Raw genomic sequence first — 13882 nt, 5'->3', positions numbered from 1 at the left:
TGTTAAATTGTTCAGGGAGCGCAGCGTCCGCTTTGTTCCTTGGATTGTCGTTCGTATTTTGTCCTTCGATAAATGACTGGATGCTTTGTTTGGCCTGGCGCTCATTTTCGTTTTACAATTGATAATAATTTGTATAAAATCTTGTAGGTTTGTGCCCGCTTAACACATGCACCTGAATTACAAAAATAATTATAAAAAGTTTTTGCGACGGATATACCTGACTTTTGCAGGTATATTAATTGCCATTCCTTTTATAATAAACGCAGTAGCAACTCCCGCGCCAAATGCCGGAGGACGTTTTAACAAAAGTTTCACAGATACCGTACCAAAACCGGATACGAAACCTGTCGTTCCTGATACTAACAAACTGCCTCAGAAAGAGGCGCCGGTTAGTACTGAGGAGCCGAAGGCGACCGAAGAAGGTTTCCCTGACGAGAATACCGGTACGGATAGTCTGGATTTACCAAAGGTATCGAAAGATAGTCTGGAAGCGCCTATTACTTATAAGGCAAAAGACTCTATCGTCCTCCTCGTACCGGATAAACGTTTCTATTTCTATGGTACTGCCAATACCAAATATCAGAAAACGACACTGAATGCAGAGCGTATGACCTATAACCAGGCTACGGGTATTATGGAAGCTACCACAGCGACCGATACTGCCGGTAAACCTTATGGACGCCCGCAACTGGAAGATAATGGACAGGCTTTCGACTCAGATACCCTGAGAGTGAATATCGCAACACATCGTGCAAAGATCATCCATACGCGTTCACAGTATGGGGAAGGATTTGTGTTGAGTGAGCAGACCAAACGCGAACCTGACAACAGCATCTTTGGTTACAAAAACGGTTATACTACCTGTAATCTGGATACGCCTCACTTCCAGTTCAGGGCTAATAAAATCAAGGTAATTCCTGATAAACTGGTTATATCCGGTCCTGCAAATCTTGAGATCGAGGGTGTCCCAACGCCTTTATTTATACCTTTTGCCATATTCCCGATCACACACGGACAACAATCAGGTATCCTGGTGCCGAGTTATATCGTGAATGCACAAAAGGGGATGGGTTTACAGAACGGTGGTTATTATATAGGTCTGGGTGATAATTTTGATATGACCCTGCGTGGTGAGATCTATTCTTATGGTAGCTGGCAGTTAATGGCCAGTCCTACTTACCGCAAGCGTTATCATTATAATGGTGGTTTTACCCTGAGTATTGCCAATACCCGTTTCGGTGATCCGGCAGTAAAATCAGAGTTCACCAAATCCCGTGACTTCCGTTTTACCTGGAATCATAGTATGGACAGCAAGGCCCGTCCGGGTATCACCTTCGGTGCGAATGTGAACTTCGGTACGGCAAAGTTCAATACCTATAACGTATTTGACTATGCTTCGCGCGTGACCAATACTTTATCATCATCCATCAACTTTTCAAAGACCTGGCAGGGTAAGCCTTTCAACTTTACCTCCAGCCTTTCACACTCACAGAACCTGACCACCCGTGACGTGAACATCGCATTCCCGTCAGCCACATTTACCATGAATACTATCTATCCTTTCCAGCCAAAAGAAGTGATAGGCAAAGCGAAATGGTATCATAAACTGGGGATAGGGTATAATGGTACCCTGAATAACAGTGTGACCTTTAAGGATTCTGTGTTTGGTAAGTCGAAGATGTTTGATGCGTTGCAGTCAGGTGTGAAGCACTCCCTGCCTATTTCATTCTCCATTCCGGTGTTCAAGAACTTTACCCTGTCACCGGGTGTGAGTTATTCAGAATACTGGTTTACCAAAAAGACAATCAGGACCTGGAATCCCGGAAAGCGTGTCAGCATTGACTCCCTGGGTGGCATCGATACAACGTACGAATCCGGGTTTTATACCGCCAGACAGGCAAGTGCCAGTATTTCACTGTCCACTGCTGTGTATGGTATGTATCAGTTCAGCAAGACTTCCAAGATCAAGGCCATCCGACACGTGATGCGCCCTACGATCAGTATGAGTTACCAGCCTGACCTGGCCAAAGACGCTTATTATTATCTGCAGTATAACAGAGAAGGGGAAACTTTAAGACAATCTTACTTCCTCAGTTCTTCGGTGGGTGTACCTTCAGACGGGCGGGCCGGATCGATCTCCTTCGGATTAGATAACAACCTGGAAATGAAGGTCTTCTCTAAAAAGGATACCTCTGCCAACCATGAGAAGAAGATCAAGCTGCTGGATGGTTTTGGTATCAATACATCCTATAACCTGCTGGCAGACAGCTTTAAACTGGCCCCGTTCAGTATCTATGCGCGTACCAACCTGTTTGATAAACTGAACATTACAGCCAGCGGTAGTATTGATCCGTACGAGGTAAACTCACGTGGCAGAAGACTGGATAACTATGTATGGAACACCGGTAAACTGAGCCTTGGGCGCCTGACAAATGCGAGCATCGCTATGAGTACCTCATTCCAGTCGCAGGACAAGAAAGCAAAAGATAAAGAACAGCAGATCAATAATATAGAAAACGAACAGAGTACAGATGCGGCTTTCCAGGCACAACAGCGTCAGCTGGAGCAGGTAAGAAGAAATCCGGGTGAATATGTGGATTTCGATATTCCATGGAAGCTGGATCTGTCTTATAGTATGACTTATTCCAAACAGATCCTTGTTGACTCGGGTGGCGTTGTAAATACTTTCAACCAGTACCTTAGCTTTAACGGTGATTTCAGTCTGACGCCAAAATGGAAGATCGGTGTAACCAGTGGTTATAACTTTAACGAGCAGAAGCTGGCTTATACCAATATGTATATTTCCCGTGATCTGCACTGCTGGCAGATGTCGATCAACCTGGTGCCAATCGGTACATATCGTCAGTTCAGTATTACGATCAGTCCGAAGTCAGGTATTCTAAGAGATCTGAGGATCAACCGATCGCGAACGTTCTACGATTTGTAGTTACGCGGTTAGTGAAAGATATAAAAACGAAGAAGGCGCATATCATATGCGCCTTCTTCGTTTTTATATAGACGGCTTGTGCCTTTTAATGATGCAGTTTATGCTTTTTGTTTCCAGTGTTGTTCGATATGCTCCCACATCGTTTTAAACACCCTTTCTTTTAATGATTCCAGATCAGCGGATGTCAGTGCTGTCGTATCCACCGGCGCCAGAAAATGAATATCTATTGCGTGCGGAAGGGCATAAAATACTTTCCCCGGCGGCATAATCTTACGCGTATTAAAAATAACGGCCGGCAGGATCGGTTTGTGGGTTTCGATGGCCAGTGTAAATGCGCCGTCGTAGAAAGATTTCAGCGGATCGTCGGTTTTGTTACGCGTACCTTCCGGGTATAACAGCATGTGTACGCCGTCGCTGAGCACTTCTTTCATTTCTGCTACGCTACGTTTCCGGCTTTCCGGATCATGCCTGTTCACCAGCACGGAACCTACCTTATACATGATACCGAAGATAGGCGCCTTCTTCATTTCTTCTTTGGCCAGGCTCTTGCTGGCAGCAGGAATGGCGTAGGTAGTGGTGGGAACGTCCATCATGGAATTGTGGTTACACACGATGATGTAGGGCTGATCGGAATCGAAGTATGCTTTGCCTTTCACCCTTACCGGACAAAAGATCAATGGCATGTATACATGCATCCAGGCCCGTCCGAGGGTCATGAAATAACGGATATTCCTGGGTCCAGGAAGTAATGAGACCAGCCACATAGGCAGCAGCATGATCAGCATAGTGCAGATAAAGACGATCAATGCATAAGTAGCGTATAACCTGGCCAGGAGGTTCGTAAGCCATTTCATATCTGTCGGAGTTATTCTTGAGTCCCTGTAATTTATATATAAATATAGGGACTATCTCCTATATATGCGTACATGCCTGCGGCGGACGTACTAAAAAAGCCTATTTGCTTTCGGGATGCTCGCGTTTCCAGTCATATCTGAAATAGCGGGCGAGGTCTTTGATGTATCTGAAGTAATCGTATTCTGTATCGTATTCAAGGATCTGGTAGTAGCTGGGGCGATAGCGTTGCATAAAGGCTTCCAGGGCGGTGGAATCGCTGATTCCGGTCAGTTTTTTTACCAGGGCTTTATTGAAACGGTGATTGACGTAATCTTCCTGTTCCAGTTCTATCAGGTGATCTCTGAATCGTTCCATTCTTTTGATCTTCCGCATGGAGAGCAGGGCGTCGAGGTTGAAGCCTACGACCGTACTGCCGGTGCTGATATATTCCGGACTGAAGTTAAATACCTTCTGATATTCCATACGGTTGGCGATGGAATCCATCTGATAAGTTCTTCTTTTTTCTTCCACGATAACAGTAGGCAGGGTCGTAACGTCTACGTGTATTTTTGTATCGAAAGGACGGTTACGCGGGATTTCCGCTACCGGAATTTTCATGGTGGCTTTTCCCTGGTAGGAGAAGCTGAGGGAATCGGCAGGGGCCATATTGAGGCTATAGCGACCCAGGGAGTCGGTAACGGTACCGCCGCCACTGGAACTCATAACGCTGACATAGGGCATACCAAAACGGCCGGAACGATCGTATACTGTACCGTATACCCGTACCTGCGCTGTGGCGATTCCGCCTGCCAGCACCAGTATAAAAAACAGGACCGTTTTTAGTAAAAGGGTAGAATTACTCATTATGGGCTAAGCTAAGGCAGCTAAAAAAGATAATCAAGAATACGTGAAATATTAACATTTCATTTTAGATGAACGGTCACCTGGGAGGGACAGACAGCCTATAAAACCTTATTGCGCCTGATCCTGCTGAGGGATTGCGGGGTGATACCCAGATAAGAGGCGACGTCGCTCAATTGTACCCTTCTGGCGATATCCGGTTGTTTTTCCAGGAAGAGCTGATAGCGGGCTGTGGAATCGAGGCCCAGGTAGGCATTACGGGTGTTGATTTTTTCCAGTAAGGCTTGTTGTATACGTGCATCTATCAGGGGTTTCAGCAGGGGATATGTCTTATAAAGGTCCAGCAGTGCGGCTCTGTCAATCATCATCACTTCCAGTTCACAGGCTGCTACGATTGATTCATGTGCGAGTGTCTGGGTCATAAAGCTGTTAAGGATGGTACAAAAGTGATTTTCATTCACGAAAAAGTAGGTCACGTCGTTACCATTGTCTCCCTGTACCAATATCCTGAGCACGCCTTTGCAGATAAAAAACAATTGTCTGCAAACATTTCCCGAATGGAACAGCACTTCTCCTTCTTTGAAGGTCTTACGATCAAAGGTATGCAGGATCTCCGCCTGTTCTGTTGCAGAAAAGGTATTGCCTGGTTGAAGATAATTGAATAGCTGGCTGTCCATGTAGCAAATATCTGCAATTTGATGCAGTTATTCCTTTTTTACCATTTGTTCAGTGTCTGGAATTCTGCCGGGGCGACCTTTGACATATCAAACGAATAATCATGGAAAAACAGACTAAGAAACAGACATTGGAAGGTCAGCGGGTGATTATACTGGGAGCAAGTTCCGGTATAGGATTGGCAACAGCTATTGCCGCTGCGGAAGAAGGCGCAAAGGTAGTTATCGTATCAGGTAATCAGCAGCGTATTAACGAGGCGCTGAAACAATTGCCGGCTGGTAGCGAAGGGTATGCCGTTGACCTGTCACATGAAGAAAACATCCGCGCTTTCTTTGAAGGGGCGGGGAGCTTTGATCACCTGATTTATACAGCAGGCGAGAACCTGACTTTACAGGAGATCAACAAAACCAACATCGCGGATGCACAGCGATTTTTTAATGTACGTTACTGGGGTGCTTTTGCTGCTGTAAAATATGCGGCTCCGCATATCAGAAAAGGTGGTTCTATCAATCTTACCGGTGGTAATTCAGGTCAGCGTCCGAATGCAGGATGGGGCGTAGCATCCAGTATCTGTATGGCCATGGAAGGGTTCACCCGCGCTATGGCAGTAGAACTGGCGACTGTGAGAGTGAACCTGGTTGCGCCTGGCGTAGTGAGAACCAATTTGTGGAATGGTATGCCGGAGGCAGACAGAGAAAATATTTTTACGACGCTTGGGAATGCATTGCTGGTGAAGAGAGTGGGTGTATCGGAAGATATTGCGCAGACATTTGTGTATATGATGAAGCAGGCATTTGCGACAGGGCAGGTGCTGACTGTTGATGGTGGCGGGGTGTTAGTTTAATTAGGAATTAGGAATTAGGAATTAGGAATTAAGAATTCAGTGGCAAGGTGCTGCTGTGAAAATAAAAGCGGACGATTCTTCTTGCAGAAGGGATCGTCCGCTTTTATGATTATTGCATTATAATAAATGTGTATATTTATTACTTCCCAATGGCAGCAAGTGTCCGAATAACCAAATAGATTTTATTCCATGAAGACTAATAACAAACTATCAACTGAGGACAAACAATTAATTGAAGAACATTTAAACGGTGATCTTTATAGTAAAACAGACCCGGAAAACCAGATCAGACCAGAGATATCGCCGGTTGATTATTACAGATTGCATAATATGGATTTTAACTGGGCGGTATTAAGTCCGTTGTCAAAAATGGTCGCTGAATATCTGGAGCAAAACCAGTTAGACCTGACAGAAGCGATTGCTATAACATCACCTGAACAAAAGTTGCTGTTCTTCTGGTGGTATTTAGATGGTCAGGTGACAAATGGCGGTTTCAGCCAATTTATCGACAATGGCTATGATAAATATTTCCCGCCGGTTTTAAACGGCTTAAAGCTATTGCCCAATAAAAAATATTATGAGCTGGTTGAAAAGGTGTATTTCCGTTATCTGAAAGGAAGGCTCAGCACTATTAATCAAAACAACATTCCTTATTTCAAAATAAACGCACAATTATATAAGGATGTTGAGGCTTTCATCAGAGAGCATCAGGAGCAGTTTATTAAACCAATAGATAAAAAATATACCGGCCGGTTGGAGTACAGGACTGGTAATATTTTAGAAGTTTTAGAAGTAAAGAAAGGCGTGCCGGAAGGGAAATATGAAAAATATGTGGACGATGTGAAAGTGGAGGAGATAGTCTATCGTAAGGGTAAGCAGGTTGCTGAAAAGAAATTTAAAGAAGGGCTGCCATACGAGGAGACAAGAAGTGATGATACTGTTAAGAACATGGAACATACACTGAAATACTATCCGAACGGGCAATTAGAATCACATACGAAAAAAATAGTAAAAGACAGCTATAATTCCAATATGGTATTCAAAGATAGATTTTATGATACCGGCATCATAAAAGCGCAATATTGGGAGGACGAAACGGAAAAAATTCACATCAAGAGATATTTTGATGATGGACAGATCAGAAGTTACCACACACTTAAAAAAATTGAGAATGAACGCTTCAACAAATTGAGTGAATACCTGATTTGTTTTGACGAAAACAGAAAGGAAACATTAATTAACGGGAATGGTATTTTTTATGATTATGATTTTAAAGAAGAAAACAGCAGATTTTCATTTTATAGTTATGTGGTGAATTGTGAAAACTATTTATCTAATGGCGAATCAATTGGTTACCAGAATGGAAAATTGTGGCTTAAAAGAACCTTTATTAATGGGATAGAACACGGTTTGAATATTGAATATGATGACAATGGTAATGAAGAGGCTATAAGAGAATATGAAAGTGGAAAGTTTGTGCGGGTAGTGAAACAAAAATAAAATTTAATAAAATGTATTCATGTAATGGGCCAGTCTCTTCAGCGAGGTATGGCCCATTTTTTTCTGCACTACATCCGTGGGCGGCGACTTAGATAATTTGACTGACATTTCTTCTCAGCCGCCCAATTAAATATCTTTCTTTGCTGAATAAATAGTTGTAACATTGATAGAGCCCGAATCTAAATCTGTCAGCCTGATCTAAATCGAGTCAATCAAATTCGCAGAACTTTTTTTTGAGAGCCTAATGTATACCGACGTTTAAGTGAACGCTGTAGCTATTCAATAACTTTTCCTGTGGTATCCTATGTAGTAAGCATGGTGATGATGTTCTGCGCCCATATAATGCTTTTTTATTACCCTAATCTTTCACTTTAAAAACCTAAATGCAACAACATGAAAAACATGTTTCTTCCGCTGCTGCTCCTCCTGACTATTTGTTTTGCAGCCTGTAAAAAGTCAGCCGAAGGTCCCGGTGAGACGCCACAAACAGAGTATGATAACGCCGCTAAAGTACGCGCTTACATCCGCGATCTGGGATTCCCTGACAATGCGGTTGTCGAAAATGCAAAAGAGTTTATTGCCGAAGGAGATATCGTCTTCCCTAAAGACATGGAGATACCTTCCGGTAAGCCTAAAACTGAACAGTATTATACCGGTAGTCTGGTATCTGCGACCAATGTGACAAACATCCGTCTGCGCATTGATGCTTCCATGACTTCCATGACATCAGAGATTAACTCTGCTATCAGCCAGTGGAATGCTATTTCGGGTTGTTCTATCAACTGGACAGTGACTACTGGTTCTTCCTATGATGTGATTATCATTGACAGTAATCTGGGCAGTGGCGTATGCGGTTCCGGTACATTCCCTTCCGGTGGTCGTGCAGGTGGTACGATCCGTATCAACAAAGCCTATATTGCCGGTAACAGTTTTGCACAGCGTGCACGTACCATCTGTCATGAGATGGGACATAATGTGTCTTTCAGACATACGAACTGGTCAGCAATCGGTGAATCAAGTGCTACTGCCGTTCCTGGTGTAGGTGGTACGGATGCGTCTTCATTGATGAATGGCGGTCAGTGTGGCAGCGGTGCAACCGTATTGTCTACAAAAGATATCCAGGCTGCACAGGTGCTGTACCCATGATAGAAATTAGGAATTAAGAATTAAGAATTAAGAATTGATTTATTATTGGCTTCGTATGGTATTAAGTGAGGTGTTTTCTAGTCCAAGAGCTTTCTTTAATTGATAATTGTCTTAATGCTATATAAAAGAAGCGGCTTTCCTGGTAGAGTGCCGCTCTTTTATATAACCAGGTGTGTTATTGTTCAGCTATGAATAATAGTCTGTTTATTGATTTATGACAGTCTGTTTCTGCAATTCCTAATTCTTAATTCCTAATTCTTAATTCCTAATTCTTAATTCTTAATTCTTAATTCCTAATTCCTAATTGTCCTGAAAGCTTTCGGCGATTGTCCTGTCTTATTTTTGAAGATCTTTGTAAAATGAGATGGATGCTCAAATCCCAGATCGTAGGCGATTTCGCTGATTGGTTTATCGGAGCTCCAGAGCAGTGTTTTAGCCCGGTCTACTAATTGCAGGTGAATGTGTTCCTGCGTTGTTTTACCGGTGTATTTATTAAGCAGATCGGAGAGGTAATTGGGCGAAAGGTGCAAACGGCTCGCGAAGTATTTTACGTCCGGCAGACCTGCTTCGATTAAAGATTCCTGTGAGAAATAGTCTTTCAGCAGGTGTTCGAAACGTTCGACGGTATCATTGCTGATATGGGCCCGTGTGAAGAACTGGCGATCATAGAACCTGTTGCAGTAGTTCAGCAGCAGTTCCAGGTTACTTTGAATGAGTCCCTGGGTATGTTTGTCGATGTTTTGTGCATATTCTTTCCTGATGTTATTAACGCATTCACCAATTGTGCGTTTTTCCTCTTCTGACAAATGCAGCGCTTCGTTTACAGCATAGTGAAAAAAGCTATAGTCATTTATCTTTCTGCCAAGGGCGGTGTTGTTAATAAGATCGGGATGGAAGAACAGTCCCCAGCCTTCTTCTATCTGCATATTCTTGCTGGTGGCGGTTACCTGGTGCGGAGCCGTGAACATCAGTGAACCTTCGCTGAAATCATAATGTGACCTGCCGTATTTCAGGATCCCTTTGAACTGCTTGCAAAAAATACTGTAGAAGCCCAGGCGATAGAAGGATCCATCAGCGGGAATATTTTCCCTGTTCACCGCCAGCAGGTCGATAACGGTGATCAGCGGATGTTGTGGTTTGCCACATCCATAGAATGTATGCAATTCACTGATCGTGTTGATATCTACATAGCTGTTTTGCATAACCTAAAGATACGTCAGAGAATTATATACCAAAGTGTCCGGATACCAACTGTTTAAAGGCCACATCTCCTTTTTCCAGTTTGTAGTTAATCATATTCGCCGCATCGGCGCCTACCACATAGCGTAACTGTTCCGTATTATCTGTTGCTGCCAGGTAGATGGCATCGCTGACTTCTGTGATATTGGCATTACCTCTGCCGGGGCTTTTAGCGATGGCGGTAAATTTCTCAAAGAAAGGCTGATAGTCTGCAATATCACCTGCGCCGAAGAAGTCCATCGAACTGCCATTGAAGTTTGTGCGATAGCTGCCGGGCTCAATAAGTTTGAGTTTTATACCGAGCGGGTTCAGTTCATATTGCATAGCTTCTGTCAGTCCTTCCAGGGCGAATTTAGTTGCATTGTACAGTGCGCCGAAAGGAATGGTAATACGGCCACCCATGGAAGAGATATTGATGACGACACCTTCCTGCTGTTTGCGCATGGCGGGTAATACTGCCTTGGTAACATCGATTACGCCGAAAAGGTTGACTTCAAACTGGCGACGGATGATTTCATCTGAAGCTGCTTCAATTGATCCTATAGCACCATAACCAGCGTTATTGACGAGTACGTCGATACGGCCAAATTTTTCGAGTCCGCGGGCAACTGCCTGTGTAATACCCGCCTTATCTGTAACGTCCAGTTGGGTGATCCACACATTCTCGAGCGCTGACAATTCGGTATATTTTTCAGGGTTGCGCATTGTTGCTATTACGTTCCAGCCTTCGTTATGAAACTTTAGCACTGTTTCTTTGCCAAAACCGGAAGAGGCGCCGGTGATAAATACTGTCTTTTTCATTTGTGATTGCTTTAATGACGACGCAAATTTCCGACGCCGGACGTGCGCGGACTTATACATATCTACGCTTGATTTGTACAATTTCCGGATAGATTGGTTATGCGATCTTTAATAGGTAAATTTGTGTATATAAAAACAATCACCATGGACAAGAAAGATACGATTCCGGTTGGCGGTACGTTTTATCCATATGTAATGGAGCTTTTTGAGAGCAAACAGAAGGTAGGCATTTTATACGAAGATAACGGTGTTACCCGCGCTAATGGCCTTATTGAAAGCGTCTTTGAGCGGGATGGCCTGCAATGGCTGAAGCTGGAAGACCAGACAGAGATCCGTATTGATAAGCTGTATGCTATCAATGGAAAGTTTTCTTCTGATTATTCAGAATGTTGATCATTATTATATGCATTATAACAGGCATAGTCGCATGTAGTCAGTCGATGACTGCGTGGCTATGCCTGTAGTTTTTTCATGAGGTCACGGGCATAGGAAGCTCCGATAGGGATACTGTGCGGGCCTATCTCTATCTGTGTAGCAGCGTAGGAGCTAATGTGGTCAAAGGAGATAATGAACGAACGGTGTGCGCGGGCGAAATGATTCGCAGAGAGCTTTTCTTCAAAGTAGGTGAGTGTCTGGTAAGTGGTGATCGTTTTATCAGTAGTATGCTAGGGGAATTTCCTGAGTGTGGAAGAAGTGCGGGAGCGACTGGTCAACGGGAAGCCGATGTACCTGAATGCGGGCGCTAATTATCACCAGACGCCGACAAAGAAAGAACAATACCTGTATACATTTATGGCGGAACATATGTACCGGCTGATATGCCCGGTAAACAGCGCGTATGATTCTCAGACACGCTCAGCAGGTAAGTTGTTGCAGTATGTGGAGTTGTTGCCTGTGGGCAGTAAAGATCCTGCGGTAGATATGTTTGAGACGTCTGTAAGAGGGAATACAAATGTCATTAATTATCATACCAATAACAATCGGGCGTTCTGGCAGTTACCTTCAGAAAAGTGAGCCATACAGGCAAATAAATTGAGCTATTGGGGCAATCGGTGGGGCTTTTAAAGCTTCACCTTTGTTGTATTAAATCAATAACAATGGCAACAATTGAAAAAATAGCATTGGGTAATAATGGTCCGCTTGTGTCTAAACTGGGCTTGGGCTGTATGCGTATGTCAGCAACCTGGGGACCGCGTACTAATGATGAAGCAGAAAGTATCGCCACCATCCAGGAGGCATTGGACAGAGGAATCAATTTTTTGAATACCGGTGACTTTTATGGCAGCGGACACAATGAGCTGTTAGTAGGAAAGGCGATCAAGGGCAGACGGGATGATGCGTTTATCAGTGTGAAATTTGGCGCTATATTCCATAACAGACAGCTGATAGGGCTGGATATACGTCCGATAGCTATTAAGAACTTTATAAATTATTCACTGGTGCGTTTAGGCGTAGAGACCATCGATCTTTACCAACCCTGCAGGCTCAATGATAGTGTGCCGGTGGAAGATGTTATCGGTACTGTGGCTGACCTGATCAAGGAAGGGAAAGTACGTCACCTGGGTGTTTCTGAAATCACAGCAGATCAGCTGAAGAAAGCCAATGCGGTTTATCCGGTGAGCGCGCTGGAAATAGGGTATTCACTGGCTGATCGTCAGATAGAAAGCGAGCTGCTTCCGACGGCGAAGGAACTGGGCATTGGCGTGGTGGCTTTCGCTAATACAGCGGAGGGCTTGCTGACCGGCGAAATGAAGGCGCCACTTCCGGCGGATACTTATCTGTCCCATTTCACCCGTTTTCAGGGGGATAACCTGATTAAAAATCTGGAGAAGGTAGAGCTGTTGAAGCAGCTGGCGCGGGAGAAAGGTTGTACACCGACACAACTGGCTATTGCCTGGGTAAACAGACAGGGTGAGCATATTATGCCTTTAGTGAGTATGAGCCGCAGATCCAGACTGCCAGAAAATATGCAGGCGATGGAGATTTCCTTTACAGCGGCAGAGATCAATCAGTTAAATACAGATTTCGCCCCCGGAGCGATTCTCGGTAGTACTTATCTGCAACGTTAACTGATTGTAGCAGAAGACGTTCAGCTTTCATAACTTTATGGACATGGAGAATCCAGTCGTCATTATTCCCGGGGTATTATTTTACTCTTATCTATCCAGTCAGCGCAAGGAAGATGTTGCGTTTCTGGAGCATAATGTGCTGGTATTACAGGTATCCGGACAGTTTACCCTGGAAACAGCCCAGCAGAAAATTTTATTGCAAAAAGGGCAAATGCTGCTGATCGGTAAGAATCAGCTGGGTCAGATCACAAAGACGCCATTGCCAGGTGAGAACTATCAAACGATTGTCATCACGCTGCAGGAGGATTTGCTGAGAAAAGCAGCCCTTGAAGAAAGGATAACGGTGGATCAACCTTATACCGGTCCGCGTAATGTTCTTGTGCCGGTGAATGATTTCCTGAAGGGGTATTTCGAATCAGTGATACCTTATGCGCGTAACCGGGAGGCAAATATTCCTCCTGCTATCGGGATTCTAAAGGTAAAGGAGGCGGTGGCATTGCTTTTACATGCGATGCCGGCGCTTAGGGATCTTTTGTTCGATTTTTCGGAACCCCATAAGATTGACCTGAAAAAGTTCATGCTGAGTAACTTTTACTTTAATGTGCCGGTTACGAAGTTTGCAGAGCTTACCGGGAGAAGTCTTGCTGCTTTCAAGCGGGATTTTAAGACGGCATTTGGCATGGCGCCGAGGCATTGGTTACAGGATAAGCGATTGACAGAGGCGCGTCACCTGATAGAAAAAAAGAGCAAGAAGCCGTCTGCTATTTATCTGGATCTGGGCTTTGAGAGTCTTGCGCATTTTTCAAATTCTTTCAAAAAGAAATTCGGTAAATCACCTACTGACTGGAACTGATCCGGCTGGTAAATGATTCTGTCAGATATAGCTCCCTTGTTACAATAAGGGAGCTATTTTGTTTACAAATAATTGACTGCATGTTAGTGTAGTAATAAATCAACATGGATTTA

At 44.0% G+C, this 13882-nt stretch carries 13 protein-coding genes and 1 pseudogene; 8 read left to right on the top strand and 6 right to left on the bottom strand.

From position 1 onward, the window contains the following. Positions 1–202 precede the first annotated feature (202 nt). Complete coding sequence (locus CPIN_RS30605) at positions 203–2947, top strand: putative LPS assembly protein LptD (protein WP_063715346.1); 2745 nt, start codon at positions 203–205, stop codon at positions 2945–2947. Between the two features lie 98 nt (positions 2948–3045). Here the strand turns inward: CPIN_RS30605 and CPIN_RS30600 are convergent, their stop codons facing one another. The 3 genes from CPIN_RS30600 to CPIN_RS30590 all read right to left on the bottom strand — a co-directional run bounded on the left by CPIN_RS30600 (position 3046) and on the right by CPIN_RS30590 (position 5319). Further along, positions 3046–3801 (bottom strand): lysophospholipid acyltransferase family protein, encoded by a 756-nt coding sequence (locus CPIN_RS30600; protein ID WP_012793760.1) that lies wholly within the window; start codon positions 3799–3801, stop codon positions 3046–3048. Between the two features lie 100 nt (positions 3802–3901). Further along, positions 3902–4645, bottom strand: a complete 744-nt coding sequence (locus CPIN_RS30595; RefSeq protein WP_012793759.1) for a peptidase associated/transthyretin-like domain-containing protein — start codon at positions 4643–4645, stop codon at positions 3902–3904. A 98-nt stretch (positions 4646–4743) separates the two neighbouring features. Next, positions 4744–5319 carry a Crp/Fnr family transcriptional regulator gene (locus CPIN_RS30590; protein ID WP_012793758.1) on the bottom strand — a complete coding sequence of 192 codons (576 nt, stop codon included), beginning with the start codon at positions 5317–5319 and terminating at the stop codon, positions 4744–4746. 101 nt (positions 5320–5420) lie between these two features. Between CPIN_RS30590 and CPIN_RS30585 the strand changes: the two genes are divergently transcribed. The 3 genes from CPIN_RS30585 to CPIN_RS30575 all read left to right on the top strand — a co-directional run bounded on the left by CPIN_RS30585 (position 5421) and on the right by CPIN_RS30575 (position 8807). Beyond that, complete coding sequence (locus tag CPIN_RS30585; RefSeq protein ID WP_012793757.1) at positions 5421–6161, top strand: SDR family oxidoreductase; 741 nt, start codon at positions 5421–5423, stop codon at positions 6159–6161. Between the two features lie 189 nt (positions 6162–6350). Next, the gene (locus tag CPIN_RS30580) at positions 6351–7661 is read left to right on the top strand and encodes a DMP19 family protein (RefSeq protein WP_012793756.1); all 1311 of its coding nucleotides are present in this window, start codon (positions 6351–6353) and stop codon (positions 7659–7661) included. A gap of 393 nt (positions 7662–8054) precedes the next feature. Next, complete coding sequence (locus CPIN_RS30575; protein WP_012793755.1) at positions 8055–8807, top strand: M57 family metalloprotease; 753 nt, start codon at positions 8055–8057, stop codon at positions 8805–8807. A gap of 293 nt (positions 8808–9100) precedes the next feature. Here the strand turns inward: CPIN_RS30575 and CPIN_RS30570 are convergent, their stop codons facing one another. Next, positions 9101–10009, bottom strand: a complete 909-nt coding sequence (locus CPIN_RS30570; RefSeq protein WP_012793754.1) for a helix-turn-helix domain-containing protein — start codon at positions 10007–10009, stop codon at positions 9101–9103. Between the two features lie 22 nt (positions 10010–10031). Continuing rightward, on the bottom strand, positions 10032–10847 hold the full coding sequence (locus CPIN_RS30565) for an SDR family oxidoreductase (RefSeq protein WP_012793753.1): 816 nt from the start codon (positions 10845–10847) through the stop codon (positions 10032–10034). A 144-nt stretch (positions 10848–10991) separates the two neighbouring features. On the opposite strand from CPIN_RS30565, the gene CPIN_RS30560 reads away from it, so the two are divergent. Then, positions 10992–11240 carry a hypothetical protein gene (locus CPIN_RS30560; RefSeq protein ID WP_012793752.1) on the top strand — a complete coding sequence of 83 codons (249 nt, stop codon included), beginning with the start codon at positions 10992–10994 and terminating at the stop codon, positions 11238–11240. A 59-nt stretch (positions 11241–11299) separates the two neighbouring features. Here CPIN_RS30560 and CPIN_RS39710 read toward each other — a convergent pair. Next, positions 11300–11500 (bottom strand): annotated as a pseudogene (locus CPIN_RS39710) (LytTR family transcriptional regulator DNA-binding domain-containing protein); the annotation flags it as partial. 31 nt (positions 11501–11531) lie between these two features. On the opposite strand from CPIN_RS39710, the gene CPIN_RS30555 reads away from it, so the two are divergent. The 3 genes from CPIN_RS30555 to CPIN_RS30545 all read left to right on the top strand — a co-directional run bounded on the left by CPIN_RS30555 (position 11532) and on the right by CPIN_RS30545 (position 13769). After that, positions 11532–11861, top strand: coding sequence for a hypothetical protein (locus tag CPIN_RS30555; protein ID WP_044220074.1), 330 nt, complete (start codon positions 11532–11534; stop codon positions 11859–11861). Positions 11862–11944: 83 nt separating this feature from the next. After that, a complete protein-coding gene (locus CPIN_RS30550; protein ID WP_012793751.1) occupies positions 11945–12916 on the top strand; it encodes an aldo/keto reductase in 972 nt (323 codons plus the stop codon). Positions 12917–12959: 43 nt separating this feature from the next. Then, complete coding sequence (locus CPIN_RS30545; protein WP_012793750.1) at positions 12960–13769, top strand: helix-turn-helix domain-containing protein; 810 nt, start codon at positions 12960–12962, stop codon at positions 13767–13769. Positions 13770–13882 lie beyond the last annotated feature (113 nt).

This window comes from Chitinophaga pinensis DSM 2588, assembly GCF_000024005.1.
Taxonomy (GTDB): domain Bacteria; phylum Bacteroidota; class Bacteroidia; order Chitinophagales; family Chitinophagaceae; genus Chitinophaga; species Chitinophaga pinensis.
Note: the sequence above shows the minus strand (reverse complement) of the source record. Positions and strands in the feature narration are given on the sequence as shown.

What these genes read in the sequence shown, in the direction of transcription:
- CPIN_RS30600 (WP_012793760.1), bottom strand. Translation starts at nt 3,801, where the DNA reads ATGAAATGGCTTACGAACCTCCTGGCCAGGTTATACGCTACTTATGCA.
- CPIN_RS30595 (WP_012793759.1), bottom strand. Translation starts at nt 4,645, where the DNA reads ATGAGTAATTCTACCCTTTTACTAAAAACGGTCCTGTTTTTTATACTG.
- CPIN_RS30590 (WP_012793758.1), bottom strand. Translation starts at nt 5,319, where the DNA reads ATGGACAGCCAGCTATTCAATTATCTTCAACCAGGCAATACCTTTTCT.
- CPIN_RS30585 (WP_012793757.1), top strand. Translation starts at nt 5,421, where the DNA reads ATGGAAAAACAGACTAAGAAACAGACATTGGAAGGTCAGCGGGTGATT.
- CPIN_RS30580 (WP_012793756.1), top strand. Translation starts at nt 6,351, where the DNA reads ATGAAGACTAATAACAAACTATCAACTGAGGACAAACAATTAATTGAA.
- CPIN_RS30575 (WP_012793755.1), top strand. Translation starts at nt 8,055, where the DNA reads ATGAAAAACATGTTTCTTCCGCTGCTGCTCCTCCTGACTATTTGTTTT.
- CPIN_RS30570 (WP_012793754.1), bottom strand. Translation starts at nt 10,009, where the DNA reads ATGCAAAACAGCTATGTAGATATCAACACGATCAGTGAATTGCATACA.
- CPIN_RS30565 (WP_012793753.1), bottom strand. Translation starts at nt 10,847, where the DNA reads ATGAAAAAGACAGTATTTATCACCGGCGCCTCTTCCGGTTTTGGCAAA.
- CPIN_RS30560 (WP_012793752.1), top strand. Translation starts at nt 10,992, where the DNA reads ATGGACAAGAAAGATACGATTCCGGTTGGCGGTACGTTTTATCCATAT.
- CPIN_RS30550 (WP_012793751.1), top strand. Translation starts at nt 11,945, where the DNA reads ATGGCAACAATTGAAAAAATAGCATTGGGTAATAATGGTCCGCTTGTG.
- CPIN_RS30545 (WP_012793750.1), top strand. Translation starts at nt 12,960, where the DNA reads ATGGAGAATCCAGTCGTCATTATTCCCGGGGTATTATTTTACTCTTAT.